Here is a 26,914-nt window from a genome sequence, read left to right on the forward strand (position 1 = left end):
TATGAAAGTTTTTCATTTTTCCCCTTCTGAGGCACCTCCATCCAAGATGATCGGTATTTCTGCCTGGCTGAGGGAAAACTTGTTTTCATCAGCTTTGAATACCTTGATCACCGGAGCGATCGCTGGGGTGATATTTGCTGCGGTGACCAGCCTTTTTCAATGGGCGTTCCTCGATGCTGACTGGGTTGGATTAAGCCGTGAAGATTGTGGCCGTGACGGCGCGTGTTGGGTGTTCGTCCAGGCTCGGTTTGACCAGTTCATGTTTGGTTTTTACCCAAGCGATGAGAGTTGGCGCCCCATGACATTTATGTTGGGGCTGGCAGCTACTATAGCAGTACTTCTGTTGGGCAAAGGCTCAGTGAAAAAAGCGGGGCTGGTGTTTGCCTTGACCGTGTTTCCCGTTCTATCTGTTGTCTTGCTTTACGGCGGCCTGCCGGGCTTGCCTGTCGTGGAAACCCACCTTTGGGGCGGGCTGTTGATTACGTTGGTTATTGCCCTGACGGGTATTGTGGTGTCATTGCCTCTTGGCGTGGTTTTGGCGCTTGGCCGCCGATCGTCAATGCCGATAGTGCGAAGCATGAGCACGGTTTATATCGAGTTTTGGCGTGGTGTCCCCCTGATCACTGTGCTGTTTATGGCCTCGGTCATGCTGCCGTTATTCCTGTCGGGAGGGACCGAGATCGACAAGCTGATCAGGGCCTTGATTGGCGTAGTGCTATTTAATGCGGCGTATATGGCAGAAGCTATTCGTGGTGGCTTGCAATCTATTCCCAAGGGGCAGTTTGAGGCAGCGGAAGCGCTTGGTCTGAGTTACTGGAAATCAACGCGGCTGATCATTTTGCCCCAGGCCCTGAAGATTAGCATCCCTTCTATCGTCAATACTTTTATCGCACTGTTGAAAGATACCAGCCTGGTATTGATCATCGGTATGTTCGATGTTTTGGGGATTGCACAGTCAGCCAATAGTGATCCGGCTTGGCTGGGGTTTTCGACCGAGAGCTTTGTTTTCGCCGCATTAGTTTTTTGGATTATGTGTTTCGGGATGTCGCGTTACAGCATTTACCTGGAGGGTAAGCTGAACACCGGGCATAGTAATTGATACAAGGAAGTGAGTATGTATACAAAAACGGTTTATCAGTCGGTACCGGAAGATTCGGTGATCCGCTTGCAGAAAGTCAATAAGTGGTACGGTGAATTCCATGTTCTCAAAGATATTGATCTGGAGGTAAAAAAGGGCGAAAAAATCGTGATTTGCGGGCCATCTGGTTCTGGCAAGTCAACCATGATCCGCTGTATCAATCACCTTGAAGCCCACCAGCGCGGGCAAATTAAGGTGGCGGGCACAGAGCTGACAGAGGATCTGAAAAATATCGAGTTGGTCCGCAGGGAAGTCGGGATGTGTTTCCAGCATTTTAATCTTTTCCCGCATTTGACGGTGCTGCAAAATTGTACGCTGGCTCCTGTCTGGGTGAAGAAAATGCCTCAGCAGGAGGCGGAGGCGCTCGCGATGGAGTATCTAAAGCGCGTCAGAATTGCCGATCAAGCCCATAAGTTTCCGGGGCAGCTATCAGGCGGGCAGCAGCAGCGGGTCGCAATCGCCCGTTCCCTGACGATGCAGCCGCAGGTGATGTTGTTCGACGAACCGACTTCAGCGCTGGATCCTGAAATGGTCAGGGAAGTGCTTGATGTGATGGTGGAGCTGGCCGCCGAAGGGATGACCATGCTTTGCGTGACCCATGAAATGGGATTTGCCCGCGAGGTTGCCGACAGAGTGATCTTCATGGATGCAGGGGAGATTATTGAGGAGAACGCGCCGGAAGCCTTTTTCAGTCATCCGCAGTTCGACCGTACCCAAGCCTTCTTGCAGCAGATTATTCATTAGTCAATCTCCTTTGTGGACGACGAGACCACGTAGTGTCCGTTTTAACCTCCCTTGGCGCCCTTCAGGGCGCTTTTTTTCTTTGCCGTTTTTTGTGCCGCAAACTAGGCCCAGTTTCTGTCTATCCGGTCTTGGCGGACCGTTCAGAATGTGAACTTGCCCGGGCCCTTTACTGGTAAATAGTCCCTTCTATTTGTGCATGCTCGGGAATGCGGGGAATGGTTATGCCACCCAGATAGATGTTGCCTTTGACAATCAGGAAAGGTGGCAGCTCGGTAATCATGGAGTTGGCAAGGTAGAGATCCCCACCGACATAGAGCCGGGCCGGCAGTTTGGTTAACTGGGTCCCCATAAGGCTGAGGTCGCCGTTGACTTGTAATCCTTCGCTGATGGCGATTATTTTCGAGTGGGCAAGGTTGAGATACCCACCGATATGCAGCTGGGCAGGCAAGTACTCAATATTACTGTAGGCGAGGTTCAGGTTGCCGTTGACCGTCAAGGCGTTGGGCAGTTGACGGATCTGGCTATTTTCGAGGTTAAGGTTACCCGCGACAACCAAAGGATCGGGCAAAACCAGTTCGGCAGAACGGCGCAGGGATACATTACCGTAGGAGTCGGTATGGTTGAGTAACTGCTGGGGGATAATAACAGACTTAGCGACGCTATGGTTTACGGGTAGCAAGATCAGGAGTAGCCATATGGACATATGGCGAAATGCCACGGTTGTTTGGGTCTGGTCTGTTGAGGCTCTTGTCTTTAAACGAGTGCTGAGTGAGTTTGCATTCATAACCAATGCCGTTATGGCTCCCTAATGATCTCTTTTGGTGCACCGTGCACGTTTTGTAATCATCTGAATAATAAATAAGAGATAGATTATTACTATACAAAGCGATGTATTGACAACGGCAACGCTAAAAAAAACGCGATAAGCGGCCAAAAGCGTTATTTATAGTTTGAATGATAGAGATTCCTGATAACAAAACGAATAAAGCTTGTATTTTTTTGATGTTGGTAGACGGATGATGAAACTTGGCATTGCCTTTGCAACGTTACTTGTGCGTTTCGGGTAACAAGCTTGGTAGCCATCACCTCCCCTGGGACATTGCGTCCTTTCCTTGGATACCGAGTTTGGAAACGATGTAAGCAATTAGCACAACTTCCTTTGGGCGCTCTTCCAGGCGCCCTTTTTTTCTTTGTCAGTCTACACTTAATGCAACCATAAAAACCTATATGTTGCATGTAGGCTGTTGTCTTGTAAGAGTTTTGGCGAATGCGGCTTATTCGCAGCTTGCTATTTCCATTCCCAGCGAGAGGATGTTTATGTCAGGGGTCAAGAACAAAGTGCTTATCCTTTTTGCCCATCCTTCTGTCAACCGCTCTGAAATCAACTGGCCTTTGTTCTGCTCGTGCCAAGGCATCGAAGGGGTAACCACGGTTGACCTCTATCATGAATATCCTACCTTCAGGATCAATATCGACAAGGAGCAGCAAAGGCTGAGGGAGCACGATATCGTGGTGTTCATGTTCCCCATGTACTGGTATTCCACCCCGGCCATCTTGAAAGAGTGGCAGGATTTGGTGCTGGAATATGGTTTTGCTTATGGTTCAGAGGGAACGGCTCTACAGGGTAAGAAGTTCCTCTGCGTGATGTCCGCGGGGGGGCCTGCCTCAGCCTACTGCGAACAGGGCTTTAATCATTACACCATCAGAGAATTGCTGCATCCACTGGAACAAACAGCGGTACTGACGGGGATGCACTATCTCGCGCCCTACGCATTGTTCGGCGCTCGCACCGCTGCAGAGGAGAAGCGGGTGGGCAAGCACATAGCCGGTTGGCAGCGACTGCTACTGGCATTGAGGGACGACCGAATTGATTTTGAGCAGGCCGGTGAAGTTGCCAAGCTCAACGATCATCTCGACAGTCTGATCACGGAGGAGCCAGCATGACGGTCTATTTTATTCAGGCATTTATATATCTGTGTGCCGCTGTGGTCGCCGTTCCGATAGCTAAGCGGCTTGGCCTAGGTTCGGTGCTGGGGTATCTGATAGCCGGTGTGGTTATTGGTCCCGTGGTGGGCTTGGTGGGTGATGAGACGCTCGCCATTCAGCACTTCGCCGAATTTGGTGTTGTGATGATGCTTTTTTTGGTCGGGTTGGAACTAGAGCCTAAAATGCTATGGGATATGCGGCATCGACTGCTTGGTTTGGGCGGGCTGCAAGTCGGGCTTACTACCGTTGTGGTGATGGCCATTGCGATGGCGTTGGGGCTGGGGTGGACCCTGGCGCTGGCGATTGGATTGATCTTTTCCCTGTCATCAACGGCGATTGTTCTGCAGACCTTCAACGAGAAAGGGCTAGCCAAAACGGAGGGAGGCAGAAATGCCTTCTCGGTATTGCTGTTCCAGGATATCGCTGTGATCCCAATGCTGGCGTTGATCCCGTTGCTGGCACTGCCTGAACTGGTAGCAAAAGCCCAGCAATTGGCGCAGCAGGCGGCCGAACATCATGAGGAACTGAGCCTGGTGGAAGGCCTGCCGGGCTGGGGGTATGCGCTAGTCGTAATAGGGGCCATCGCTGCGGTGGTAGTGGGTGGTCACTTCTTAAGTCGTCCGCTGTTTCGGTTTGTGGCCAGTGCGGGATTGAGGGAGATTTTTACGGCTACCGCGCTCATGCTGGTGATTGGTATTGCTGCCTTGATGAGCCTGGTCGGATTATCACCGGCCTTGGGAACCTTCCTGGCCGGTGTTGTGTTGGCCAACAGTGAATTTCGCCATGAGCTGGAGTCGAACATTGAACCGTTCAAAGGGTTATTGCTCGGTCTGTTCTTCATTACGGTTGGCGCAGGCATCGACTTTTCTGTTTTGTTCAGCAATGTCGGCATGGTGGTAGCGATCACTCTAGGGGTGATGGCTGTCAAGGCGACAGTCTTGTTTGCTCTAGCATTGATTTTCAGGGTAAAGGGAAGCGATCGCTATTTGCTGACATTGAGCTTGGCCCAGGCCGGTGAGTTTGGTTTTGTTTTACTGAGCTATTCAGTGCAAAACCATGTGCTGCCGGCAGGTATTGCGCAAGTATTATCCTTGGTTGTTGCTATCTCGATGTTCTTGACCCCGGGACTGTTTATTTTCTTTGAGAAAGTGGTACTACCGAGGTTTGAAGCGAAGAGTAACGAGCGCGAAGCCGATAAAATTGATGAAACGGGAGCTGTGATTATTGCTGGGATTGGTCGTTTTGGACAGATAGTTAACCGCTTGCTGGTTGCAAACGGCGTCAAGACAGTCGTGCTCGATCATGAAGCCGGTCAAATTGACAACATGCGAGCCATAAAAATCAAAAGCTACTATGGGGATGCCACCCGTCCTGACTTGCTGCACACCGCAGGTATTGAAGACGCCAAGTTGCTGGTTATTGCAATTGATGACCAAGAACGGGCGGTCGAGTTGACCGAGTACGTGAAACACACCTATCCCCATATCCGGATTTTGGCACGGGCCTACGATCGGGGACACCATTACGCGCTGCGTTTTGCGGGAGCGGATTTTATCATCAGCGAAACCTACCATTCTGCACTGACATTGGGAACTCAAGCCATGAAGGAGCTGGGTATCCATCCATTCCGAGCCGAGCAATTGCGGCAAACCTTCGTCGAAACCGAAGCTAAGAGTAAGGAAGCGCTCTACCAAGCGTGGAAGGACAATACCGAAGAGAGCAAATTCAATGCAACGTACCGCGATCTGTTTATGCAGCTTGAAGAAGCGCTCAGCAACGAAATGAAGGCCGACAGGCATGATAAACATGCGTCATCCGAGCGGGGATGGACTCCGCCACCGAAAGGCTATATCGATGTCATTACAGAAATGCAAAAAGATCAAGACTAGTCTTGGCCAATAGCGAAAACAGCAAAAGCCAGAGATGCGCAGCAAGGCAATTCTGTAGCTTGGGTTGCACGCATTCTGCTAGATATCAGAAAAGCAATGGAAAGGAAAGCGCCCGAAAAATAGTAAACGATTGCTTTTTTTTGCTTAAGATTGACATCTGGAAATCTTTTCTTACATTTGCTGAATCTTTGCCCAATTAAACACAGATCACGAAAAAATCACCCTTTTGGGTTGTTAATGTGATCTATATCTCTATATACTCCGCTTCCGGCCAGAGCCATAGAGGCTCAGCCACCTTAGTTACAAGCTGTCACCATGGACATGTGAATGACCCACGGAGTTGGACCGGCATTACTTAGCTTGTTAATTAGGTGACTTGTATGTTTTACAAATGGACGGACAATTCCACATTTTCTGGGCTCTTTTGCTCAGGACCTTCCTGTTCAGCTTTCTCCCCGAAGGCGATGTCCCCATTGGTATTGCAGGCAGTAACACCTTCATTTTTCGATTTCCCAACACATAGTCAAAGCAACAGGACGAAATAATGCAGTTGTTAATTAGTTTGGCCGGTATCTTGGTACTGGTATTGTGCGCGTACGCGCTATCTGAAAACCGTAAAGCAATCAACTGGCGCACGGTTGGTGGGGCGTTGTTGTTACAGGCCAGCTTTGCTGCCTTGGTCTTGTATATTCCCGTTGGGCAAAAGATGCTGGGGGCAATGAGTAGTGGTGTTGCTAGCGTATTGGGTTTTGCCGATGAAGGGATCAAGTTCCTGTTTGGTGATCTAGCTACTTCCGGTTTTATCTTTGCTATTCGCGTCCTTCCTCTTGTTATCTTCATTAGTGCTCTTATCTCCCTTCTTTACTACCTCGGTGTGATGCAATGGATCATCAAAGTGATTGGTGGTGGTATTCAGCGTGCGCTGGGTACAAGCCGTGCCGAATCACTGGTTGCCACGGGTAATATTTTCCTGTCGCAGGGTGAATCGCCGCTGTTGGTGAAACCGTTCCTACCGCAAATGACTCGTTCAGAACTGTTCGCCGTCATGACTGGTGGTATGGCGTCGGTTGCCGGTAGCGTATTGGGCGGTTACGCGGGCCTTGGTGTTGAGCTTAAGTATCTAATTGCCGCGAGCTTTATGGCTGCGCCGGGCAGCTTGATGATGGCTAAACTGCTGGTTCCAGAGCAAAGCGTTGCTGTTGAGCAAACTGATATTGAAATGGCGAAAAGTGATCACAGCAATGCGATTGATGCGCTAGCTGCAGGTGCCATGAACGGTATGAAAGTCGCGGTGGCTATCGGTACTATGCTGATTGCTTTTGTCAGTGTGATTGCGATGGCGAATGCCGGCCTTGAAATGGTAGGTTCTTGGGTTGGTTTCGAAAGCCTGACGCTGCAGGGTGTTCTTGGTTACCTATTCTCGCCGTTGGCCTTTGTGATCGGCGTTCCTGCTTCTGAAATGCTACAGGCTGGCGCGTTCATCGGTCAGAAAATGATCCTGAACGAGTTTGTTGCCTTCCTGGATTTTGTCAGCATTAAAGAGACTCTTTCACAGCATAGCCAGGTGATTATCACGTTTGCTCTGTGTGGCTTCGCTAACATTGGTTCAATCGCTATCCAGATTGGCTCTATTGGCGTGATGGCCCCTGAGCGTCGCGGTGATGTGGCAAGCCTAGGTATTAAAGCTGTACTGGCTGCGACACTGGCTAACCTGATGAGTGCGGCGTTGGCTGGTATCTTTATCAGCCTGTAATTAACCTTACAGCCATAGCTAATCCAACCAAGCCGCCCAAATGGGCGGCTTTGTTGTATGGGGTATTACAACTTGCGTTGTTTGATAGTTATTCATGGCATAAGTACTTTTGACGGTAAGCGAAAGCTTTGCTGAACAGGGTGACCATGAAGGCAACGTAGATAAAGCCTAGGCTAAAAGTAATGCGTTCATTCGCTAACAGTTGGTAACAGCAGAAAACAAATACCAGAATCGTCACAGTTACATTAATTACATGGATGAAAGGTCGATCTTTCGACAAGCGGGCATAAGTTCTAATCATTTTTATCTCATGATTATTTGATATCCTTTGGTTCAATATGGAAATAATTTACTTCATTAATTCTTTATGAAAAGCAGAAAGAAGTCGAAATGTGAATCTAGCAACAATTATAAAAATATTAAGCATATTTAAGTTGTGAATAATTCTTCATCTAAAATGTTTGAGATGTTTTCGGTTCATGGTTTTTTACTATGGTTGTCTAGCAATGATGCCTTAATTCGGGTTTATTAGATTTTTTTTGTTATTTTGATTATGTTTGAATTAATGTGAATTAAACACTTTTTACTATGATTAATGGCTTTTTGCTCGTACCTTGTAATTACATTTTGAACACTGTTTTTTACTAAAGAGGTACGCAATGAAATCATTAGGTCTAATCATGGCATCTGCAGTCTTGCTGTCTGGCGCTGTTTCCGCCGCTGAATATGAGACTTTTGTGGGGGTGGGGGTAAGTGATGGTGTGATGTACAACGGAGGCCATCAGTTTGAACCTAACCTGCGTGTGGGTACGGTTATTAACGAGAAGCATCGATTGACAGGTACTTATGCTTATGCGACGGACTCCAAGGATTCAAATATATTTGCTTCGTATGATTATTTGGTAAGTATTTCAGACAATCAAAAGTGGAACTGGTTTATTGGTGGTAGTGCGGGTTATGCCGTATTCAAGGATGCGGGTAATGATTGGAGCCTCGGTGCTCAAACCGGTGTGCAATATCAAATTAACGATAAGTACAGCATGGAAATGGGGTATCGTGTCATTGATACCTGGGATGATTGGAAAGACCGAAATATGTCACAGCTCGATTCGTTTTATCTTGCAGTGGATATCAAGCTATAAGTTGATATTATATTAATACCTTAAGGGGATAATGGGGTGTCTGCTCTTATCCCTTTTTCATTTCAATAGTATTGCCTGTTTCGGTTAATTTGATATTTTTGTGATGTTTTCGTGGAATTAATTGCCTCGTGTGCAAATCACCCTTCCGTATCGGATTGCGGTAAAACCGCATTCAATATGACCGTGACGATAGTGCCGGTGGCAATGCCTGAGTGAAAAAACGTTGCCAGTTCATCGGGTAACTGGTGCAGCAGCCGCGGCTCAAAGATAACGGCCAAACCCGAGGCCAGGCCAATACAGACTATCAGTGCATTGCGTTTGGTGTCTTGGGCTTTGCTTAGGATTCGGATCCCGGTATACGCGATCATCCCAAACATCACCAAGCCAACACCGCCAATCACTGGTTTGGGAATGGTGACTGCAAGGGCGGCAAATTTGGGGAAAAGGCTGGAGAGGATTAGCAGTCCGCCAGTCATTGCCACGACAAACCGGCTGGCAACGCCGGTAATACTGACAATCCCGACATTTTGGCTAAAAGAGGCGAGAGGCATGGCGGTGAGTAAGGCGGCAAGGCTGCTGCCAAGGCCGTCCCCGAGTAAGCCGCGTTTGAGATCGTCACCAGAGATTTCCGTGTGGCAGTTTCGGCCTAGCGCAATGAAGTCACCGGTGGCTTCCGCAATCACAACGATGTATACCAGACTCATGCTTAAGATTGCGCCCCATGAAAAATGCAGGCCGTACTTCAGGGGAACTGGCCGGCCGAACCAAGGGGCCAGTGTGACGTGGTGCAGTTCGACCATTCCCAGCCCAAGAGCAAGCAGGTAGCCGCCAGCAAGTCCGAAGAAAATGGCGGCAGCGGCCAAACTTCCCCTTCCGAAGACAGTAACCAAAACCACAATGGCCAGCGAGAGAGCCGCCAATAGCAGCTTGCTCAAGGAGGCAAACTCAGCGCTGCCCTCTGCAGTACCGCTTATCCATTTGATAGCAACAGGCAAGATGGTTAGCCCGATGAGAGTGACCACTACGCCGCTTACCACCGATGGAAAGAGCCGACGAATTTTGTCCATATAAAAGCTGGAGGCAATGACCAGCAGCGATCCGACAAGTGCTGCGCCCATAATGCTGGCGATCCCTTCTTCCTTGCCGATGGCAATGGCAACCCCCAGAAAGGCAAAACTAGACCCCATAACAACCGGTAAGCGGATCCCGACAGGACCAATACCGATGCACTGGACAATGGTCGCGACGCCAGAAACAAACAGCGAAGCATTGATCAGGGCAACCACTTCCGCCGAGGGGAGTCCGATGGCGGTGCCGACGACCAGTGGTACGGTCACAATTCCGCCGATAGAGGCCAGCAGGTGCTGGATAGCCAGTATCAGCGACAGCCCCAGAGGGGGGCGCTGGTTGAGGGTATAGAGTAATTTCATTCTTGCTTGTTTATCTGGTGGGGTTGGTCGGCCTGGTAGTTGGCAATGAGCTGGGCGGCAATGGATATTGCAATCTCTGCCGGATGTTTCCCCCCAACTTCACTCAGCCCGACAGGACAGATCATCCGGTTGATGTCATGTTGGCTAAAGCCTCGCTGGCTTAGCTGGTAGCAGAACCTTTTGCATTTGGTGGCAGAGCCTATCAAGCCAAAATAAGCAGCATCAGGGCGTCGGAGAATGGCTTGTGCCAGCATGAGATCAAGCTGGTGGCTGTGGGTCATCACCAGATAATAGCTGCCGGCAGGGAGCGCCCTGACTTCCGCGACCGGGTCATCACTGATGATCTTTGTAACCCTGGATGGAAGTTGAGCCGGAAAGATTGACTCGCGCTGGTCGATCCAACTGATCTCAAAGGGCAGTGAGGAGAGGGTATTCACGACCGCTTTTGCGACGTGGCCGGCACCGAACAGCGCGAGATGGTAGTGGTGCTGTACAATGGGCTCGAAGCAAAGCGTGGCTATTCCCCCGCAGCACTGGCCGAGCCGAGCGCTGAGGGGGAAGCGTTCGGTCTTCAGCTGGGAATTTCCGGCAAGCAGCATCTCTCGGGCTATCTCAACGGCTTTATACTCCAGGTGGCCGCCTCCGATAGTGGCAAAGACTTCATCGCGGGTCACCAGCATTTTTGTTCCGGCAGTGCGCGGCACCGAGCCTTGCTCATCCAGCATGGTGACCATCACGCAGGGTTCACCCAGTTCATCAAGGCGGGCCAGTTCATGGATCCAGTTATCGCCACTCATAGAAACAACCTGCTGGTTTGCTGCGCACTTTTGTTTTCACCTGTCCTCCGCCGCACTATTGGGAGCTCTTTGTCGGGCTGGCGATATTCGCTAGTGTTGGACTCTGGTTGTTTTCTTGGAGGCGGCTGAGCGCCCTCAGCACCCGTTCCGGGGTGACTGGTGTGTCAAGTTCGGGAACCGTACCCTTCTCCGACGTCGATGAAATAGCGTGTTTTAGTGCCCCTACTACTGAAATTGCTAGCATGAACGGGGGCTCTCCGACGGCCTTGGAGTGAAAGATGGTTTGCTCTGGGTTGTGGTTGTTTTCCAGAAGGTTGACGCGAAAGTCGATAGGGGTATCGGCAATTGTCGGGATCTTGTAGTTGGATGGGCCATCCGTTATCAGCTTGCCTTTGTCGTCCCAGATGAGCTCCTCGGTCGTTAACCATCCCATCCCCTGGATAAAACCGCCTTCGACCTGTCCTCGATCGATAGCCGGGTTCAAGGATGAGCCGACATCATGGCAGATATCGACCCTCAGGACTTTGTACTCGCCCGTCAGGGTATCGATAATGACTTCGCTGCAGGCCGCGCCGAAGACGTAGTAGAAGAAGGGGCGGCCGCGAGCTTGGCTTTCGTCGTAATGGACTTTCGGAGTGCGGTAGAATCCCGTACTTGATAGTGCGATCTGGTTGAGGTAAGCCAGCTCGATAAGGTCTCTGAATGATAGAACGTTTTCTCCGATATGGACGGAACCGTTGCGAAAGGCAATTTTCTGTTCCTGTGTGTGGAAGTGCTCGCTCGCGAAGGTGATCAGTCGCTGCTTGAGGGTTCTGGCGGCATTTTGCGCCGCTTTGCCATTTAAGTCGGCACCGGAAGAGGCAGCTGTCGCCGAGGTGTTGGGGACCTTGTCGGTTCGGGTGGCACTGATTTGGATCTGGGCGATATCGACCTGGAATTCCTCGGCCACCACTTGGGCGATTTTAGTATTTAGCCCCTGTCCCATTTCGGTGCCGCCGTGGTTGAGGTGAATACTGCCGTCCGTATAGAGGTGGATCAGGGCACCGGCTTGGTTGAGGAAAGAGGCGGTGAAGGAGATACCAAATTTTATCGGAGTGATTGCCAGTCCTTTCTTCAGGATCGGACTGTTCCGGTTGAACTGCGTGATAGCCTGACGGCGAGCATGATAGTTGCTGCTGGTTTCGAGTTGCTCGGTGACAGTATGCAGAAGGTTATGCCGGACGGGTTGATAGTAGTGGGTCGTGTTGCGTCCGTTATCGTCGTGATAGAAATTACGCTTGCGAACTTCCAGCGGATCTTTGCCGAGGTAGCTGGCGATTTGGTCCATGATTGTTTCTATGGTCACCATCGCCTGAGGCGCCCCGAAGCCACGGCAGGCGGTATTGGAAGCAATATTGGTCCGGCAGCAATATCCATCAATACTGACATCACCAAGGTAATAGGCATTGTCACTGTGGAACATGGCCCGGTCCATGATGGCGGCCGAGAGATCGGGTGAATAGCCGCAGTTGCTGGCTAGGGTAAGTTCTATTCCCTCTATGACGCCGCTGTCGTCAAAGCCGACAGTGTAGCGGTTGTAGAAGGGGTGGCGCTTGCCGGTCATCAGCATATCTTCTTGGCGGTAGAGGCAGATTTTGGCCGGACGCCCGGTGAGGTGGGCGACAACCGCCGCCATACAGGCCGGTCCTGCGGCCTGGGTTTCTTTCCCGCCAAAGCCACCGCCAATGCGGCGGGTATCGACCACGACATTGCACATCTGGGTGCCGAGGACCTTGGCGACTTGTCGCTGGACATCAGTCGGGTTTTGGGTCGACGCATAGACGGTCATGCCGCCGTCTTCTGTCGGCACGGCTTGGCTGGCCTGGGGTTCCATATAGAAGTGTTCTTGGCCTCCAATATTGATTTCCCCCTCGATTTTATGGCGGGCCCTGGCGAGGGCGGCCTTGGCGTCGCCCCTGCGTTGCCAACGTTTGTCGCAGACTAATTGCTTTTTTTCCAGCGCTTGCTTGATGCCGAGTGTAGCCGGTAATTCCTCATATTCGATGATAGCCGCCTGTGCGGCCCGGTAGGCGGTTTCCGGCGCATCGGCGGCCACGATCAGCACTGGCTGGCCGATGTATTCCACCACGGCGTCGGCAAGCAGCGGGTCTCCGGGAAAGATGGTACCGATATCTATTTCGCCTGGAATATCCTTGCTGGTGACCGCGAGTGCAACGCCGTCGAACTCATAGCACGGGCGGACATCCAGTGCGGCGATCCTAGCGTGGGCGTGGGGGCTCAGCCGGGCATAGAGGTGGAGCTGATCCTGCAGGTCGAGGCGGTCATCAACAAAGACGGCTTCGCCGGTGGCATGTTTCCTGGCACTTTCGTGTTGGAGGCTATGGCCAATCCCCGAGTGTAAGTCAGACCCTGCTTTCGATACATCGGTGTTGGCAGGACGGTTTTGATTAGCCATAAGTGGTCACCCTAGTGTCGATTTGACCGTTTTGCTGTTCGATGAAAAATCGGTAAAGCAGGTTGGCGGCTATCTGGCGACGATAGCGCGCGCTGGCCCTGCAATCCGATAAAGGCGTGAAATCTGAGTCCAGGGCGAGCATCGCGTCTTCGATGGTGCTTTTGTCCCACGGGCTGCCCAGCAGGTGCTGTTCGCAGTGTGCCGCTCGCTTGGGTATCTCGGCCATGCCGCCGTATGCGATCCGCGCGGAGGTGACCACCCCATTGGCAATGCCGATATTGAAGCCGGCACAGACAGTTGAAATGTCGTCGTTGAGGCGCTTTGAGACCTTGTAGCAATGGAAAATCAAATCCCCTGGCTTGGGTATGCTAATACTTTCGATAAACTCGGAAGGCTGCAGAGCGGTTTGCCGATATCCAGTAAAAGCTTGTTCAATTGGGAGGTGACGAGTCGTGCTGCCCTGACGCAGGTTGAGGCAGGCATTGAGGGCTATTAACAGCGGTAAGGTGTCACCGATCGGTGAAGCGGTGGCGATATTGCCGCCAAGGGTTGCCTGGTTGCGGATCTGCTGTGAGGCAAAGCGACCGAGCAGATCGCCGAAGTCCGGGTAGTATTGTTTAAGGCGATCACGGCAGTCGCTGAGCGGTACGTTGGCGCCGATGATCAGCCTATCGTCATCTTCACTGATGGTTTTCATCTCTGATACGTGGCTGATGTCGATAAGGGCATCAATCTTGTTATGTTGCTGGGTCACTTCCATTGCCATATCGGTGCTACCGGCAATGAGTCGGGCCTGCGGTTTGTCCTCCAGTAGTTTGGCCAGTGCATCGGTTGTCGAGGGAATATCGCAGGTTAGGCTCTCGACCGACAGATAACCCGGCTCATGGCGGAGGCTGGTGAGCTTGGCGATAGTGGATTGCTCCTGCTCGCTAAATTGATCCTTGATCGTTTGGCTTTGCGCCAGCGACAGGGCGGCATTGAGGATGGGTTGGTACCCAGTGCAGCGGCAAAGGTTGCCCGATAGCGCCTCGATAGCCTGCTGGCGGCTTGGCTGGGAAGTGTTCTTGATAAGTGAAAACACTGACATGACGATTCCAGGCGTGCAAAAACCGCATTGTGAGCCATGGCAATCTACCAGTGCCTGCTGGACGGGGTGGAGGGCTCCGTCCTGGTCTTTTAACGCTTCGACGGTGATCAACTGCTTGCCATGCAGCGCCGAGACAAATACCGTGCAGGCGTTGACGGCACGGTAGAGCAACTGGTCATCACCGGTTAACTCGGCCAGTACTACGGTGCAGGTTCCGCAATTGCCCGATCCGCAGCCTTCCTTGGTGCCGGTTCTGTTGACACAAGTGCGTAGGTAATTGAGCACTGTCATATTTGGCGATAACAGCTTTTCCTCGCGCAACTCCTGATTGAGTAAGAACGTGATCAAGGCGACTCCTTAATTAGATGAAGATGAAAGGAGATTTGTATAAGTATGGCAGGGGCTTGTGCAAAAGGGAGAAGATCTTATCGAGGATCTTGGTTTGTTCTAAGTGGCGGCCAGAGCGTTGTTGAGAGGGATGGCGGGGTGAATTTTTGCTAGTGGCTTAAATGGGGTACTAGGCTACCGGAAGGAGCGTACGAGGAGGTCATTGACATGAGTATTCTCCCCGTAGGCTCCTTTAAGGTCAATCAGTCCTGCTGTGACTTATCGGGTGGCAACAGCAAGATGCGCTACCCAAACGGGCCATTTACTTATCAAATTGTTTGATAAGCACCGAAGTATCCGCGCGGTTGAAGCCACGCTGTTGTAGTTCGGCATACTCTTGGTCGACTTGCTTGGCAAGGGGGAGATCAATACCGAGTTTCTCGGCAGCGTCAAAGCAAATGCCCAGATCTTTTCGCATCCAGTCGATGGCAAAGCCGAAGTCAAATTTATCTTCAGCCATGGTTTGAGCGCGGTTTTCAAGCTGCCATGACCCGGCCGCACCATGCTTGAGGACTTCGGTCATCTGGGCGATATCCAGTCCTGCTGCTTTCGCCAAGGTAATAGCCTCGGATAGGCCCTGCAGAATCCCTGCAATACAGAGTTGGTTAGCCATCTTGGTGATTTGACCATAGCCAACCCCGCCCATCAGGGTTGCGGCTTTGGCAAAACAGTCTATTACCGGCTTGGCTAGTTCAAACACCTTGCTATCCCCGCCCACCATCACCGTCAGGCAGCCATTTACGGCACCGGCCTCTCCCCCGGAAACCGGTGCATCAAGGAAGCTGAGCTGGCAACCTTGGGCCTGCTCGGCAATTTCTTTGGCGACCTCAGCAGAGGCGGTCGTGTTGTCGATAAGAATGGCGCCAGGCTTTGCTGAAGCCAGGATGCCATCTTCGCCACAATATACTTGGCGTAAATCATCATCGTTGCCGACGCAGGTAAAGACAAAATCGGCCCCTTCGGCCGCGGCTGCAGGTGTTAATGCATAGCTGCCGGCGTAGGTTTCAACCCATTTTTCGGCCTTGGCAGTGGTGCGGTTAAAAACGGTTACATGGTGGCCAGCATTGGCAAGGTGTCCAGCCATCGGGAAGCCCATGGTGCCCAGTCCAATAAATGCGATTTTGTGTGATGTCATGAATTTGCTTCCCTTATGATGACCGTTGTACCGTAACGGTGATGATGAACAGTGTTGTATTGTAACGTCTGTATCTCGATGAAAGAACAGAATATTATTGAATAACCACGAGATATAGCACAATTGGGGCTGTCAAAAAATAACTAAAAAAATGTGGGCAAGCGCAATCTTTTCTTGTGGTTCACTAGCGGTAGCCCTATTATGCGCAAAGTTATTCTGATAATGGCTGATTTATGCTGGCTTCTGTGCTGAGAACTTTGATGCTGATAGTATGTTTGGGATTTGTATGGCCTAGCCATGCAGGCTCAGCCATGCCTGTATCAAGCTATACTCCAGCACAGGATCATAGTGTGGGCCATGGTGTCGATAGTACGTCCAGTGACTATCTGCCAATGGCGTTTTCTAAGCAGTTGGCGCAATCGGCATCTTTTGACCGTTTTTTTGCCACCGCCCACGGTATCCGTTTGCAGCAGCCCGATGAGCAAACTCCATCGCTGCTTTCCGATGCTGCTAGCGGATTAGAAAGCCTGCTCGACGGGCCTCAGTCTGCACAGCTCCAGTCCTCGCCCTCAAAGGTTTCTCAAACTGATCTCTCTGCTTTATTTAAGATGGATCAGGGTGATTTGACTGAGGCAGGACATAATTTCGGTCATTCCCATTCCAATGACAACCAGCACTCCAATCACAGCCGTAGTTTAGATCTTGCAATCGCGGCATCCAGCCGATTTGCCAACTTGCTTCGTCACGACCCAGAAGAGATTGAGCCGGCCTATCAACTGGCTATTGAACTGCCTGTCGAGCCGGTCCCCAGTTTTGTTAAGGGCTACCAGGTCGACATGCTGCCGTCTTTGGATTGGATGCTGAATACCACTCCTCCTTCGGGCCGGATTTCCGGTTGGAAGGAGTCCAACCTCATCTATACCGTTTACCACCATCGCTTGCCAATGGCGTAGTCCGCCATCGATCTAATCTGGCCTGTTAGTGGCCAGGAATGTTGAACCTTGCCTGTTAGCACTCCATCAATGCCAGTGCTTAATTGCTGAGTATTGCTGTGAGAATGGGCAGGGGCGGTAATTGATACTGTTATCCAATTTTCGGAAAACAGGCGCTGCTCATTTCAATGAGATGGGCAAGCAAACCAGTGGTATAGAATATGAGAAAAAAAGCCCCTCAGCGGTTAATCAACCATTACCCCGCTTGGAAGTATGTTGTCCTAATTGTCACATTGGTTGTGATGATGCTAAGCGCTATTCCGACCTGGTACGGCGAAGATGCTGCCGTAGAGGTTTCGGCCAAAGGAGTGCCGGTACCTGATGTTGTTCAACTGCAACACACCTTGAAGCAGCATGACATTGCGGTTAAGCGTATCGACCAGCAATCCGATAACACCTTGGTGGTGCTTGCCGATGAATCTCAGCAGACAGCTGCCCGTACTGTGCTGGCCGAGGCAATGGGGCCTAACAGCGATTCGCAGCTGACCTTGGCTATGACACCGGCTGCTCCGGTATGGTTGCAGAGCATGGGCTTTGCGCCGATCAAGCTCGGCCTCGACCTTCGCGGCGGCGTGCAGTTCTTGCTAGATGTGGATATGAACCAAGTCTACCAGGCCCAGGCTGAATTGTTGCAAGATGAGCTGCGCCAGGAGTTCCGCCAGCAGGGGATCCGTAATACCCGCATCGAATCGGTCGCTTCGGATACCTTGCTTGTGCGCCTTCCAAACAGTGAGGCCAATGGCAAAGTTCGTCAGTTCATCCGCCAAAACTACCCTCAATGGCAAGTGACCAACGAGTCGGGCCATGGTGTGAGACTCGCCTTGAAAGCTGATGAGCAAACTCAGCTCAGAAACCTAACTGTTCAGCAAAACTTGCAAACGATGCGTAGCCGTATTGAAGAGTTGGGGATCACTGAAGCCTTGGTTCAGCGTCAGGGGGAAAACCGTATCCGCATTGAGCTGCCGGGGGTTCAAGACCCGGCTGCGGCAAAAAGTGTTATCGGTGCGACCGCCAGCTTGGCTTTCTACCCGGTCCGTGAACTGGGCAGCGGCAGTACGATGACAATCAATGATGAACACGGCAATCCGGTACGCGTAGCACGCAAGCCAATCCTGAGCGGTGATCATATCGTCGATGCCCGTGCCAGCTTTGGCGAAATGGGTATGGCCGAGGTGAACATCAACCTCGACAGCGCTGGCGGCAAGATCATGTCTGACTTTTCGCGTCAGAACATCGGCAAGCCAATGGCGACCGCGTTCAGTGAATACAGCCGCGATAGCGAGGGCAATGCGGTACAGGAAAGCAAGATCATCAGTGTCGCGACCATCCAGAGCCAACTGGGTAACCGCTTCCGTATCACCGGTGCAGGCTCTATCCAGGACGCTCAGCAATTGGCATTGCTGCTGCGTGCCGGCTCGCTGACTGCTCCTGTTACCATTGTTGAAGAGCGAACTATCGGCCCAACTCTAGGGGCGGAGAATATTGAGAATGGTTTTGCGGCACTGGCACTGGGCATGGGCCTGACCTTGATTTTCATGGCACTGTGGTACCGACGCCTGGGCTGGGTAGCGAATGTTGCGCTGATCTTCAATATGGTGATGCTGTTTGGTCTGCTTGCCATGATCCCCGGAGCCGTGTTGACGTTGCCGGGTATCGCTGGTCTGGTGCTGACCGTCGGTATGGCGGTTGATACCAACGTACTTATTTTCGAGCGTATTCGCGACAAGCTCAGGGAGGGCCGTAGCCTGGCCCAGGCCATAGACCGTGGTTTCAGCAGTGCTTTTAGCACTATTTTCGATGCCAACTTCACCACGATGATCACTGCCGTTGTGCTATACGCCATCGGTAATGGCCCGATTCAAGGCTTTGCCCTGACTCTGGGGCTCGGCCTGTTGACCAGTATGTTTACCGGTATTTTTGCTTCCCGCGCCATTATTAATCTGGTGTGGGGTCGTGATGCTCGACGTGAGGTGCGAATTTAATATGTTGATTACTATGAAAAATGCAACAAAATGGCGCCACTTCACGAGTGTCGTCTCGATTATTTTGCTGATTGGCTCTTTGGTCGCTATTTCGGTTAAAGGCCTGAACTGGGGGTTGGATTTCACCGGTGGTATCGTCACGGAAATCCAAACGAACAGTGCGCTAACCAGCCACGAAATCAACCAGCAGCTTGATACCGAGCTGGGTCAGGATGTCAGTGTCATCGCGGCCGGCGAGCCGGGACGCTGGGTCTTGCGTTATGCCATTCCCGAGCAAGGCGAAGCGCCGGATGTTTCCGCCGCAATGCACAGTCTTGATGCGCAGCTTCAGGTGCTAAATACCAGTATTGTCGGCCCGCAGGTTGGGCAAGAGTTGGCGGAGCAGGGCGGCCTGGCTCTGCTGATTGCAATACTGTGTATCCTTGGCTACCTGAGTTATCGCTTCGAGTGGCGCCTGGCGTCGGGTTCGGTGTTTGCCCTGGCGCATGACGTTATTTTCGTCCTGGGCTTCTTCGCCCTGACCCAGATGGAGTTCAACCTGACGGTGCTGGCCGCTGTTTTGGCTATTTTGGGTTACTCGTTAAATGACTCGATTATCATTGCCGACCGTATCCGAGAGTTGTTGATGTCAAAACCGGACAAGCCGATTGAAGACATCAATAACGAAGCGATAGCGGCGACGATTTCCCGCACCATGATCACGTCGGGTACGACACTGCTGACTGTCGGCTCTCTGTGGCTATTGGGAGGTGGGGCGCTGGAAGGGTTTGCCATTGCGATGTTCATCGGTATTTTGACGGGCACCTGGTCTTCGGTCTCGGTCGGCACCGCGCTGCCAGAGTTGTTTAAACTCAATGCGTCACACTACAAGCTGGAGCCGGTTTCACAAGAGCCGTAACAAGCCGTCATTGAATATTCGACAAGGGCCTTCGGGCCCTTTTTTACTGTCATTTCTGTTGCTTATTTCCTGGCAAGCCACTTGTATCCAACAAGCTGGAACTATGGTAACGTCAAATGAATGGAGACTAGCGCCAAGATTGAAAGGAAAAGACGCGAGATGGGAAAAAAATCACTAGAGACCAAGATCGTTACCGCAGGACGCTCTGAGCAATGGACACAGTCACTGGTCAACCCGCCAGTTAGCCGGGCATCGACCATTGTGTTCGAATCGGTTGAGCAGATGAAGCACGCAGCGGCTCACCGTACCAACAAAACCCTATTCTATGGCCGACGAGGTACCAATACCCACTTTGCATTTCAAGATGCCATGGTCGAGTTGGAAGGTGGTGTCGGTTGTGCACTCTATCCGTGCGGGACCGCAGCAATCACCAGCGCAATTCTGTCGTTTGTAAAAGCGGGCGATCATATTTTGATGGTTGATGGTGTCTATGAGCCGACCCGTGATTTTTGTGACAAAATGCTTGATAAGATGGGAGTGGAAACCACCTATTACGATCCACTGATTGGTGAAGGGATCCGTGATCTGATCAAACCCAATACCACGGTACTTTTCCTCGAGTCACCGTGCTCGATTACCATGGAGGTCCAAGATGTTCCGACCTTGGCACGCATTGCCCATGAGCATGATTTGGTCGTGATGCTGGATAATACCTGGGCCTCTCCGATTAATTTCCAACCATTTGAACACGGCGTGGATATCTCGATTCAAGCGGCAACCAAGTACATTGTCGGCCATTCCGATGTCATGCTGGGAACCGCAGTAGCTAATGAGCGTTGTTGGGATCAACTGCGTGAAAACAGCTACCTGCTCGGTCAGTGCACCTCTCCGGACGATGTCTACCTGGCGATGCGGGGTCTTCGTACCCTAGGGGTTCGCCTGAAACAGCATGAGCAAAACAGCATCAAAGTCGCGCAGTGGCTGGCGGGACGTGAAGAAGTTGACCATGTCCGTCACCCGGCATTTGAAAGTTGCGAGGGCCACGAGTTTTACAAGCGTGATTTCAAAGGCTGCAATGGTTTGTTTTCTGTTGTGTTAAACCGCGGGAATACCGAGGCACTGACAGCGCTGCTAGATGGCATGGAGCACTTTAGCATGGGGTACTCCTGGGGGGGCTTCGAGAGTTTGATCCTTGCCAATGAAAACATCAACTCGCTGCGTACGGTCGCCAAGAAGGACTTCGCCGGGCCGCTACTGCGACTGCATGTTGGCCTGGAATCTCCGGACGATCTGATTGCTGATTTGGAGCGCGGTTTCGAGCGTTTTAACGCGGTATTGAATCAATAATCGCGGCAACGCGAATCCAATGACAAGGCCAGCAATGCTGGCCTTTTTCGTTTGCGGTTATTGTCCGGCCTCGCCAATTTCATGGCCCAGCTGGCGGAGAAACCCTTTCATATATTCTGTCCGCCGCTCGGCTTCCTGCCTGCCTGCTTGGGTATTCATCGTGGCTGATAGTTTGAATAGCTTGGTGTGGAAGTGATCAATGCAATAGGCCTTGTCATTGAGTTCTCGGTGCTCGGCAAACGGATCGTCAGTTGCGTAAAGCGCGGAATTGAAACCGGTACTGACCTGGATGCACCGTGCAATGCCGATAGCACCGAGCGCGTCAATGCGATCGGCGTCCTGCACTATTTTTGCCTCTAAAGTTTCAGGTGTGATATTGGCGCTGAAGCTGTGGGCTTCTATTGCATGGGCGATGGCACTGAAATAGTGTTCTGGGTATTGGAGGCTTCGCAGGAGCGCCACAGCTTTTTTGCCCGCCATTTTTGATGCTTGGCTTCGCTTAGGGTGATCCTTGGGCAGAGATACACAGTCATGGAGCCAGGCTGCCGGAATGATAACGTCCAGGTTGGCTTTCTCCTGTACGCCTAATTGCTTGGCTGCGGCGACAACCCGCTTGATGTGGCTTAAGTCATGGGCCAGGTCAGCAGTTTCGAGAGAGCGGATATAGCTTTCGAGAACTTGTTCTAATTTCAGGTATTGGCTGGAGGTCATGCAGGACTCTTCTTTAATTATCTTTCTTGAGCACCGGTGTGCGCAGGTTTTGGCTACTATTTAGTAAACGCCATACTAAAGGGGAAGTTATGAAAAAGACAGGGTATTGGGCTGCTATTGTCATACTCCCAGTGACAATACTTGGTTGTTCAAGCTCAGAGCTGGAAAGCTACCAGCTTTTTCCTGATGACTTTGTATACGATGTGCCTTATGACAGTATCTACCATTATGGCTATAACCAAGGGTGTGACAGTGCGCTTGGCGTGACGGGGAATTACGGTAAGGTCTTTGGTAAAGATGAAACCTTAGATGGAAGCGATACGAAATTCAATCAGGGCTGGGATGACGGTAATCAAGCCTGTCAGTCGGGCACGCGGGTACTGATGCCGACATCGTTTATCCATGCCAATTAGCGTGCCACAGACCCCGTCCACATAAAAAAACAGACCGCGAAGGTCTGTTTTTGGTTAAGTCATTATCATTTTGTGTTTCAGATTTACCTAGCCATGTATCGTTATTAATCGTTCGTCACAAAATGTTATGTCTTATTTAGTTTGGTCTAGTCAGTGATTGTACTTGTCCGTCACGGAACGAAACCGGTACAACAGCATGGACTTCTGGCAGCAATAAAAATGCATCTTCATTTGATTCATTATTCATTTCCACCACAACTTGGAGGTGTTTGTTCAACGCCCGCTGCAGAGACGGTGTTGAAATTTTGTTACCTTGCTTGCTGAATTGACTGTATTGACCTTTACTGGAATATACCCAAACGTTAAACGGGTCATTCCCTTTTTCTAGTTGCTCGATAAAATCGGCGATGTTTCTCATAAAAGTCCTTTTCCCTAACCAATAACTGCGTATTGATTTTCCCATTATGGAATGAAGTTGTTATTTTTCAATTTGATTTACATGTCTTATCTAGGGTTATGTGACGTACATTGCAAAAAATTGAAACTCGTATGCATATCCAAAAATCAAATTAACTTGTCCTGTCACTTTAATCCCAAGTAATCGATAAGCTTGTCAATAAACAACCCCAGATTAATTCCTTGCGGGAATATTATCAAGAAGATGAATGTGATGAAGAGTGTTATAAATATAAGTCTATTGTAAAATTCTTTTTCTGAATAAAATTCAGGATTATCACAGCATATTATGTCACAGAGTAAGGGCCATAGATAAGGAGGGGTGATGGAGACGGGTGTGTGCGATTGGGCGATGAAGCAGCCTATCGAGCGGGAATACCATGATCGAGAGTGGGGAAGAGTAAATAAATCAGATAGATACTTGTTTGAGTTTCTAACCCTTGAAGGAGCCCAGGCGGGACTCAGCTGGTACACCATACTCAAAAGACGTGACGCTTACAGGCTGGCTTTTGAGGAGTACGATTTGTCTAAGCTGGCAAATTTTGATGAAGATCACGTGGAAAAAATTATTTCCACCTACGACGTTATTAAGCACAGAGGGAAAATTAGCTCGGTATTTAATAATGCACGTGCTACACAAGCACTAATTAACGAGTACGGATCCTTGGCTGACGCATTATGGCAATTTGTCGATCACCAGCCAGTGATCAATCACTGGCAGTCAATTGACGATATTCCCACCTCTACCGATACTTCAAAGAAAATGAGTCGTTTTCTCAAAAAGAGAGGGTTCAAATTTGTTGGGGAAACGACCTGCTATGCCTTTATGCAAGCCGTTGGCATGGTTAACGACCATTTAGTCTCCTGCCATTGCCACCAACAAGTTATCAAAGAGCAGGAATGATTCGGCATCGATAGCTTTAGCCTATTGCAGTAATAGGGAAGAGAAACTGGTTTGTCTGTCAGAGGACGCGTATTATATGCCACTTTCGTTTATCCTGGCTGTGTGAGGTGGCTTGGGTAATTTAACCTTGTAAGAAGTTGGGATAATGGCTGAAAATCCGGTAAAAATAATTCACCGTGCAACGTGGATTGGATCAATCGTCAATGTCAGTTTGGCGGTTTTGAAGATCACAGTAGGTAAAATTACAGGCAGCCAGGCGTTGGTTGCCGATGGCGTGCACAGCTTTTCTGATTTGATCACAGATACCGCCATTTTGATTGGATCGCGTTACTGGACAGCTCCTGCCGATGAAGGCCATCCTTATGGCCATGGTCGGTTCGAAACTTTTACCAATATCTTTATCGGTATTTTGCTGCTAGTCGTTGGTATTGGTATCGGCTGGGATTCGTTGTCTGCACTGGGGCATGAAGCCAATGCGACCCCGGGTATGCTGGCTTTCTGGGCGGCGATCGCCTCAATTGTCGTCAAAGAGTTACTGTACCGCTGGACAGTTATTCAAGCCAAGAAAATCAATAGCCGCTCTCTCCATGCCAATGCCTGGCACCACCGGACCGATGCGCTGAGTTCTCTGCCTGTCGCCGTCGCTGTTGTGGCGAATTATGTTTTTCCTGATTTGCATTACCTCGATCAAGTTGCGGCACTCATCGTAACGGCGATGATCCTCAAAGCGGCGTTTGAAATTCTGTGGCCTGCTATCTTGGAGCTGACCGAGGCACAGGGAGATGATGGTATTGAGGCTAAGATCCAAGGCTATGCCAGCGAAGTACCTCAGATCAAAGAAGTGCATGCTATCCGCAGCCGACGCACTGGTAGTACAATTTTGCTGGACTTCCATATGTTAGTGCACCCAGATATGCGAGTGGAAGATGCCCATACCGTCAGTGAAAAATTCAAGTCGCACATATTGTCTCAGATTGATGAGCTGGTTGATGTCATTATCCACATTGAGCCATACACTTGTGCCGAACGGGTGATCAATCCGTGCTGTGAAGATAAGAGTTGTGATTAATTGGGCACTCAACGGATAGATAAAAAAGTGCTAATTCTCAATATTGAGAAGCTCTAGCAACAACGCACTTGGCTATCTTCTTTAATGTGACCTCGGTCAAATTAGCGAGCAGCGATTTTGCTGCTCGCTATGGTCTTAAAGGAGAAGCGCTATGCCGTTAATCAGAATTAAGTCTTTGCCTTTTGCCCAGGAAGTGAACATTCCCTCTACTTTAGGTGTGCTTTCCAAAGCGGTATCAGAAACCAGCGATATCGATTTAAAACATGTTATGGCGACCTGGGACTACCTTTCTCCCCATCACTATGCCCACAACGGAAAAGTGGTCGACTGCCAGCCGGATAGCACTCACCCTTTGCTGGTTCATCTCGTTGCCCCCAGTTTCAATACCGAAGATCAAATTGCCAATATGCTGGAAGTGATTGCCAATACTTTGGCTGATGTTTTGCCTGTGGCGAAGGAAAATATCTTCATCAACTTCTCTCCGGCATACAGTGACGGTGTCTATGACTCTGGACACGTTGTTGAGTGGGATAATTAGACATATTTTATGATCCAGCGCACATTTTAATCAAAAGGCCGCTGGTTTAAAGCCGGCTTTTTTTGAGTCTAAAGCGCGTAAATATGTTCATGATCTTAGAGAACGCGGATATGACGCCTTTATTTCAGGAAAGTTCCCGCAGCCAGGACCTCCCTGTGTTTGCATAGCCATGCCGTAAGGAGCCATTTCTATCTTTTTGGCAGTCCTGACTAGCACTTTGTGTTGAGCTTGTTATAAATGTGGTGGTTTTGTTATTGTTTGGCTGTGGTAATCAAACATGGAATGTCTATGAGCGCAGTTGAAGCAAATTTCGATGGCCTAGTTGGCCCTACTCACAATTACAGCGGGCTGTCTTTCGGTAATGTCGCTTCGGCGAAGAACCAAGCGACCCCCTCGAACCCTAAGCAGGCTGCCCTGCAGGGACTGGCCAAGATGAAGGCCCTGTCCGATATGGGGTTGGTACAGGGGATACTTGCACCGCAGGAGAGGCCTGATATTGCCACATTACGCCGTTTAGGCTTTAACGGCAGCGATCAAAGCGTATTGGCCGAGGCGGCGAGACAGGCACCGAAAGTGCTTGCTGCTTGCTGCTCCGCTTCAAGTATGTGGACGGCCAATGCGGCAACGGTTTCGCCTTCGGCTGACACCATGGACGGGAAAGTCCATTTTACACCAGCGAACCTAATCAATAAGTTCCACCGATCAATCGAGCATGAAGTAACAGGCCGGATCCTGAAAGCGACTTTTGCTGACGATAACTATTTTGTTCATCATCCGGCCCTGCCGAGTGTCGAGCATTTCGGTGACGAGGGGGCGGCCAACCATACCCGCTTTTGTCATGATTATGCCCAACCGGGGGTAGAGTTCTTCGTCTTCGGTCGCCATGCCTTCGACGGTCGTTTTCCCAAGCCGACAACGTATCCCGCCCGCCATACCTTTGAAGCCTGTGAAGCGGTAACAAGATTGCACCAACTGGATAGTGACAAGGTGGTGATTGCTCAGCAGAACCCAGAGGTGATAGACCAGGGGGTGTTCCACAATGATGTGATTGCCGTCGGTAACCGTAATGTGTTGTTCTGTCATGAGCAGGCATTTTTGGACCAGCCGGCTGTGTATGATGAGCTCAAGCTTAAATTGTCGGGTGATATGCGCATTATCGAGGTCCCTACTAAGAGCGTTTCGATTGAAGATGCCGTCACCAGTTATTTGTTCAACTCCCAGCTTGTCACTATGCCTGACGGCAAAAATGTACTGATTTTACCTGAAGAGTGTCGCAACAATCCGCGAGTTTGGGCCTACCTGGAGCAACTTTTGTCCGATAAGCAGGGCATTAACGATATCAAAGTGTTCGACTTGAAGCAGAGCATGGCGAACGGCGGTGGACCTGCCTGCTTGAGGTTACGTGTTGTATTGACTCAACCGGAGTTGGCGGCGGTGAACCCAAGCACCCTGATGTCCGATGCGGTGTACGGCCGGCTTTGCCAATGGGTGGAGGCGCACTATCGCGATCGGTTGGTTGAGGCTGACTTGGCAGATCCTTCTCTGCTGGTCGAATCACGCACGGCCCTTGACGAGCTAAGCCAAATCCTTGGCTTGGGCTCGGTCTATCCTTTCCAGCAATAATGCGTAATGAAGCAGCACATTTTTGTGCTGCTTTTTAC

The 26,914-nt window shown here is 50.6% G+C and carries 23 protein-coding genes and 1 pseudogene; 15 read left to right on the forward strand and 9 right to left on the reverse strand.

The genetic code is table 11. From position 1 onward, the window contains the following. Window position 1 precedes the first annotated feature (1 nt). A complete protein-coding gene (locus PTW35_RS19220; protein WP_281028550.1) occupies window positions 2-1,099 on the forward strand; it encodes an amino acid ABC transporter permease in 1,098 nt (365 codons plus the stop codon). A gap of 15 nt (window positions 1,100-1,114) precedes the next feature. Next, window positions 1,115-1,882, forward strand: coding sequence for an amino acid ABC transporter ATP-binding protein (locus tag PTW35_RS19225; RefSeq protein ID WP_281028551.1), 768 nt, complete (start codon window positions 1,115-1,117; stop codon window positions 1,880-1,882). Window positions 1,883-2,048: 166 nt separating this feature from the next. Here PTW35_RS19225 and PTW35_RS19230 read toward each other — a convergent pair whose 3' ends face one another. Then, window positions 2,049-2,585, reverse strand: a complete 537-nt coding sequence (locus PTW35_RS19230; RefSeq protein WP_281028552.1) for a hypothetical protein — start codon at window positions 2,583-2,585, stop codon at window positions 2,049-2,051. A gap of 614 nt (window positions 2,586-3,199) precedes the next feature. Between PTW35_RS19230 and PTW35_RS19235 the strand changes: the two genes are divergently transcribed. From PTW35_RS19235 to PTW35_RS19245, 3 genes are all read left to right on the forward strand, one after another. Further along, window positions 3,200-3,826 (forward strand): NAD(P)H-dependent oxidoreductase, encoded by a 627-nt coding sequence (locus tag PTW35_RS19235; protein ID WP_281028553.1) that lies wholly within the window; start codon window positions 3,200-3,202, stop codon window positions 3,824-3,826. Continuing rightward, window positions 3,823-5,757 (forward strand): monovalent cation:proton antiporter-2 (CPA2) family protein, encoded by a 1,935-nt coding sequence (locus tag PTW35_RS19240; RefSeq protein ID WP_281028554.1) that lies wholly within the window; start codon window positions 3,823-3,825, stop codon window positions 5,755-5,757. The genes PTW35_RS19235 and PTW35_RS19240 overlap by 4 nt, the downstream gene beginning before the upstream one ends. A 544-nt stretch (window positions 5,758-6,301) precedes the next feature. Continuing rightward, the gene (locus PTW35_RS19245) at window positions 6,302-7,510 is read left to right on the forward strand and encodes a NupC/NupG family nucleoside CNT transporter (RefSeq protein WP_039461861.1); all 1,209 of its coding nucleotides are present in this window, start codon (window positions 6,302-6,304) and stop codon (window positions 7,508-7,510) included. 88 nt (window positions 7,511-7,598) lie between these two features. On the opposite strand, the gene PTW35_RS19250 is transcribed toward PTW35_RS19245, so the two are convergent. Continuing rightward, the gene (locus PTW35_RS19250; protein ID WP_044621466.1) at window positions 7,599-7,811 is read right to left on the reverse strand and encodes a hypothetical protein; all 213 of its coding nucleotides are present in this window, start codon (window positions 7,809-7,811) and stop codon (window positions 7,599-7,601) included. A gap of 358 nt (window positions 7,812-8,169) precedes the next feature. Between PTW35_RS19250 and PTW35_RS19255 the strand changes: the two genes are divergently transcribed. Beyond that, window positions 8,170-8,652 carry a hypothetical protein gene (locus PTW35_RS19255; protein ID WP_281028555.1) on the forward strand — a complete coding sequence of 161 codons (483 nt, stop codon included), beginning with the start codon at window positions 8,170-8,172 and terminating at the stop codon, window positions 8,650-8,652. A gap of 152 nt (window positions 8,653-8,804) precedes the next feature. On the opposite strand, the pseudogene PTW35_RS19260 reads toward PTW35_RS19255, so the two are convergent. The 5 genes and pseudogenes from PTW35_RS19260 to PTW35_RS19280 form a co-directional block, all read right to left on the reverse strand. Beyond that, window positions 8,805-10,082 (reverse strand): annotated as a pseudogene (locus PTW35_RS19260) (nucleobase:cation symporter-2 family protein); the annotation flags it as partial. Beyond that, window positions 10,079-10,879 (reverse strand): xanthine dehydrogenase accessory protein XdhC, encoded by an 801-nt coding sequence (gene xdhC, locus PTW35_RS19265; RefSeq protein ID WP_281028556.1) that lies wholly within the window; start codon window positions 10,877-10,879, stop codon window positions 10,079-10,081. The pseudogene PTW35_RS19260 and the gene xdhC, both read right to left, overlap by 4 nt. A 55-nt stretch (window positions 10,880-10,934) precedes the next feature. After that, the gene (xdhB, locus tag PTW35_RS19270; RefSeq protein ID WP_281028557.1) at window positions 10,935-13,334 is read right to left on the reverse strand and encodes a xanthine dehydrogenase molybdopterin binding subunit; all 2,400 of its coding nucleotides are present in this window, start codon (window positions 13,332-13,334) and stop codon (window positions 10,935-10,937) included. Next, a complete protein-coding gene (gene xdhA, locus PTW35_RS19275; RefSeq protein ID WP_281028558.1) occupies window positions 13,327-14,769 on the reverse strand; it encodes a xanthine dehydrogenase small subunit in 1,443 nt (480 codons plus the stop codon). The genes xdhB and xdhA overlap by 8 nt, the downstream gene beginning before the upstream one ends. A 301-nt stretch (window positions 14,770-15,070) precedes the next feature. Beyond that, window positions 15,071-15,943 carry an NAD(P)-dependent oxidoreductase gene (locus PTW35_RS19280; protein WP_044621461.1) on the reverse strand — a complete coding sequence of 291 codons (873 nt, stop codon included), beginning with the start codon at window positions 15,941-15,943 and terminating at the stop codon, window positions 15,071-15,073. Window positions 15,944-16,254: 311 nt separating this feature from the next. On the opposite strand from PTW35_RS19280, the gene PTW35_RS19285 reads away from it, so the two are divergent. The 4 genes from PTW35_RS19285 to PTW35_RS19300 all read left to right on the forward strand — a co-directional run bounded on the left by PTW35_RS19285 (window position 16,255) and on the right by PTW35_RS19300 (window position 21,162). Then, on the forward strand, window positions 16,255-16,896 hold the full coding sequence (locus PTW35_RS19285; protein ID WP_146149083.1) for a hypothetical protein: 642 nt from the start codon (window positions 16,255-16,257) through the stop codon (window positions 16,894-16,896). 200 nt (window positions 16,897-17,096) lie between these two features. Next, window positions 17,097-18,917 (forward strand): protein translocase subunit SecD, encoded by a 1,821-nt coding sequence (gene secD, locus PTW35_RS19290; protein WP_281028559.1) that lies wholly within the window; start codon window positions 17,097-17,099, stop codon window positions 18,915-18,917. Between the two features lie 13 nt (window positions 18,918-18,930). Continuing rightward, window positions 18,931-19,815 carry a protein translocase subunit SecF gene (secF, locus tag PTW35_RS19295; RefSeq protein ID WP_281028560.1) on the forward strand — a complete coding sequence of 295 codons (885 nt, stop codon included), beginning with the start codon at window positions 18,931-18,933 and terminating at the stop codon, window positions 19,813-19,815. A 159-nt stretch (window positions 19,816-19,974) separates the two neighbouring features. After that, window positions 19,975-21,162, forward strand: a complete 1,188-nt coding sequence (locus tag PTW35_RS19300) for a cystathionine beta-lyase (RefSeq protein ID WP_044621458.1) — start codon at window positions 19,975-19,977, stop codon at window positions 21,160-21,162. A gap of 57 nt (window positions 21,163-21,219) precedes the next feature. Here PTW35_RS19300 and PTW35_RS19305 read toward each other — a convergent pair whose 3' ends face one another. Continuing rightward, on the reverse strand, window positions 21,220-21,873 hold the full coding sequence (locus tag PTW35_RS19305; RefSeq protein WP_281028561.1) for an HD domain-containing protein: 654 nt from the start codon (window positions 21,871-21,873) through the stop codon (window positions 21,220-21,222). Window positions 21,874-21,962: 89 nt separating this feature from the next. Here PTW35_RS19305 and PTW35_RS19310 point away from each other — a divergent pair, with 89 nt between their 5' ends. After that, a complete protein-coding gene (locus PTW35_RS19310) occupies window positions 21,963-22,286 on the forward strand; it encodes a hypothetical protein (RefSeq protein ID WP_044621457.1) in 324 nt (107 codons plus the stop codon). A gap of 136 nt (window positions 22,287-22,422) precedes the next feature. Here PTW35_RS19310 and PTW35_RS19315 read toward each other — a convergent pair whose 3' ends face one another. Next, on the reverse strand, window positions 22,423-22,704 hold the full coding sequence (locus tag PTW35_RS19315) for a hypothetical protein (RefSeq protein ID WP_039461888.1): 282 nt from the start codon (window positions 22,702-22,704) through the stop codon (window positions 22,423-22,425). A 360-nt stretch (window positions 22,705-23,064) separates the two neighbouring features. On the opposite strand from PTW35_RS19315, the gene PTW35_RS19320 reads away from it, so the two are divergent. The 4 genes from PTW35_RS19320 (at window position 23,065) to astB (ending at window position 26,876) form a co-directional block, all read left to right on the forward strand. Then, window positions 23,065-23,646 (forward strand): DNA-3-methyladenine glycosylase I, encoded by a 582-nt coding sequence (locus tag PTW35_RS19320; protein WP_281028562.1) that lies wholly within the window; start codon window positions 23,065-23,067, stop codon window positions 23,644-23,646. A gap of 145 nt (window positions 23,647-23,791) precedes the next feature. Continuing rightward, window positions 23,792-24,715 carry a cation diffusion facilitator family transporter gene (locus tag PTW35_RS19325; RefSeq protein WP_044621455.1) on the forward strand — a complete coding sequence of 308 codons (924 nt, stop codon included), beginning with the start codon at window positions 23,792-23,794 and terminating at the stop codon, window positions 24,713-24,715. A gap of 151 nt (window positions 24,716-24,866) precedes the next feature. Further along, window positions 24,867-25,253 carry a hypothetical protein gene (locus PTW35_RS19330; protein ID WP_281028563.1) on the forward strand — a complete coding sequence of 129 codons (387 nt, stop codon included), beginning with the start codon at window positions 24,867-24,869 and terminating at the stop codon, window positions 25,251-25,253. Window positions 25,254-25,541: 288 nt separating this feature from the next. Next, a complete protein-coding gene (astB, locus tag PTW35_RS19335; RefSeq protein ID WP_281028564.1) occupies window positions 25,542-26,876 on the forward strand; it encodes an N-succinylarginine dihydrolase in 1,335 nt (444 codons plus the stop codon). Window positions 26,877-26,914: the final 38 nt, after the last annotated feature.

Source organism: Photobacterium sp. DA100, from assembly GCF_029223585.1.
Classification (GTDB): domain Bacteria; phylum Pseudomonadota; class Gammaproteobacteria; order Enterobacterales; family Vibrionaceae; genus Photobacterium.

What these genes read in the sequence shown, in the direction of transcription:
- PTW35_RS19220 (WP_281028550.1), top strand. Translation starts at nt 2, where the DNA reads ATGAAAGTTTTTCATTTTTCCCCTTCTGAGGCACCTCCATCCAAGATG.
- PTW35_RS19225 (WP_281028551.1), top strand. Translation starts at nt 1,115, where the DNA reads ATGTATACAAAAACGGTTTATCAGTCGGTACCGGAAGATTCGGTGATC.
- PTW35_RS19230 (WP_281028552.1), bottom strand. Translation starts at nt 2,585, where the DNA reads ATGTCCATATGGCTACTCCTGATCTTGCTACCCGTAAACCATAGCGTC.
- PTW35_RS19235 (WP_281028553.1), top strand. Translation starts at nt 3,200, where the DNA reads ATGTCAGGGGTCAAGAACAAAGTGCTTATCCTTTTTGCCCATCCTTCT.
- PTW35_RS19240 (WP_281028554.1), top strand. Translation starts at nt 3,823, where the DNA reads ATGACGGTCTATTTTATTCAGGCATTTATATATCTGTGTGCCGCTGTG.
- PTW35_RS19245 (WP_039461861.1), top strand. Translation starts at nt 6,302, where the DNA reads ATGCAGTTGTTAATTAGTTTGGCCGGTATCTTGGTACTGGTATTGTGC.
- PTW35_RS19250 (WP_044621466.1), bottom strand. Translation starts at nt 7,811, where the DNA reads ATGATTAGAACTTATGCCCGCTTGTCGAAAGATCGACCTTTCATCCAT.
- PTW35_RS19255 (WP_281028555.1), top strand. Translation starts at nt 8,170, where the DNA reads ATGAAATCATTAGGTCTAATCATGGCATCTGCAGTCTTGCTGTCTGGC.
- xdhC (WP_281028556.1), bottom strand. Translation starts at nt 10,879, where the DNA reads ATGAGTGGCGATAACTGGATCCATGAACTGGCCCGCCTTGATGAACTG.
- xdhB (WP_281028557.1), bottom strand. Translation starts at nt 13,334, where the DNA reads ATGGCTAATCAAAACCGTCCTGCCAACACCGATGTATCGAAAGCAGGG.
- PTW35_RS19280 (WP_044621461.1), bottom strand. Translation starts at nt 15,943, where the DNA reads ATGACATCACACAAAATCGCATTTATTGGACTGGGCACCATGGGCTTC.
- PTW35_RS19285 (WP_146149083.1), top strand. Translation starts at nt 16,255, where the DNA reads ATGCCTGTATCAAGCTATACTCCAGCACAGGATCATAGTGTGGGCCAT.
- secD (WP_281028559.1), top strand. Translation starts at nt 17,097, where the DNA reads ATGAGAAAAAAAGCCCCTCAGCGGTTAATCAACCATTACCCCGCTTGG.
- secF (WP_281028560.1), top strand. Translation starts at nt 18,931, where the DNA reads ATGAAAAATGCAACAAAATGGCGCCACTTCACGAGTGTCGTCTCGATT.
- PTW35_RS19300 (WP_044621458.1), top strand. Translation starts at nt 19,975, where the DNA reads ATGGGAAAAAAATCACTAGAGACCAAGATCGTTACCGCAGGACGCTCT.
- PTW35_RS19305 (WP_281028561.1), bottom strand. Translation starts at nt 21,873, where the DNA reads ATGACCTCCAGCCAATACCTGAAATTAGAACAAGTTCTCGAAAGCTAT.
- PTW35_RS19310 (WP_044621457.1), top strand. Translation starts at nt 21,963, where the DNA reads ATGAAAAAGACAGGGTATTGGGCTGCTATTGTCATACTCCCAGTGACA.
- PTW35_RS19315 (WP_039461888.1), bottom strand. Translation starts at nt 22,704, where the DNA reads ATGAGAAACATCGCCGATTTTATCGAGCAACTAGAAAAAGGGAATGAC.
- PTW35_RS19325 (WP_044621455.1), top strand. Translation starts at nt 23,792, where the DNA reads ATGGCTGAAAATCCGGTAAAAATAATTCACCGTGCAACGTGGATTGGA.
- PTW35_RS19330 (WP_281028563.1), top strand. Translation starts at nt 24,867, where the DNA reads ATGCCGTTAATCAGAATTAAGTCTTTGCCTTTTGCCCAGGAAGTGAAC.
- astB (WP_281028564.1), top strand. Translation starts at nt 25,542, where the DNA reads ATGAGCGCAGTTGAAGCAAATTTCGATGGCCTAGTTGGCCCTACTCAC.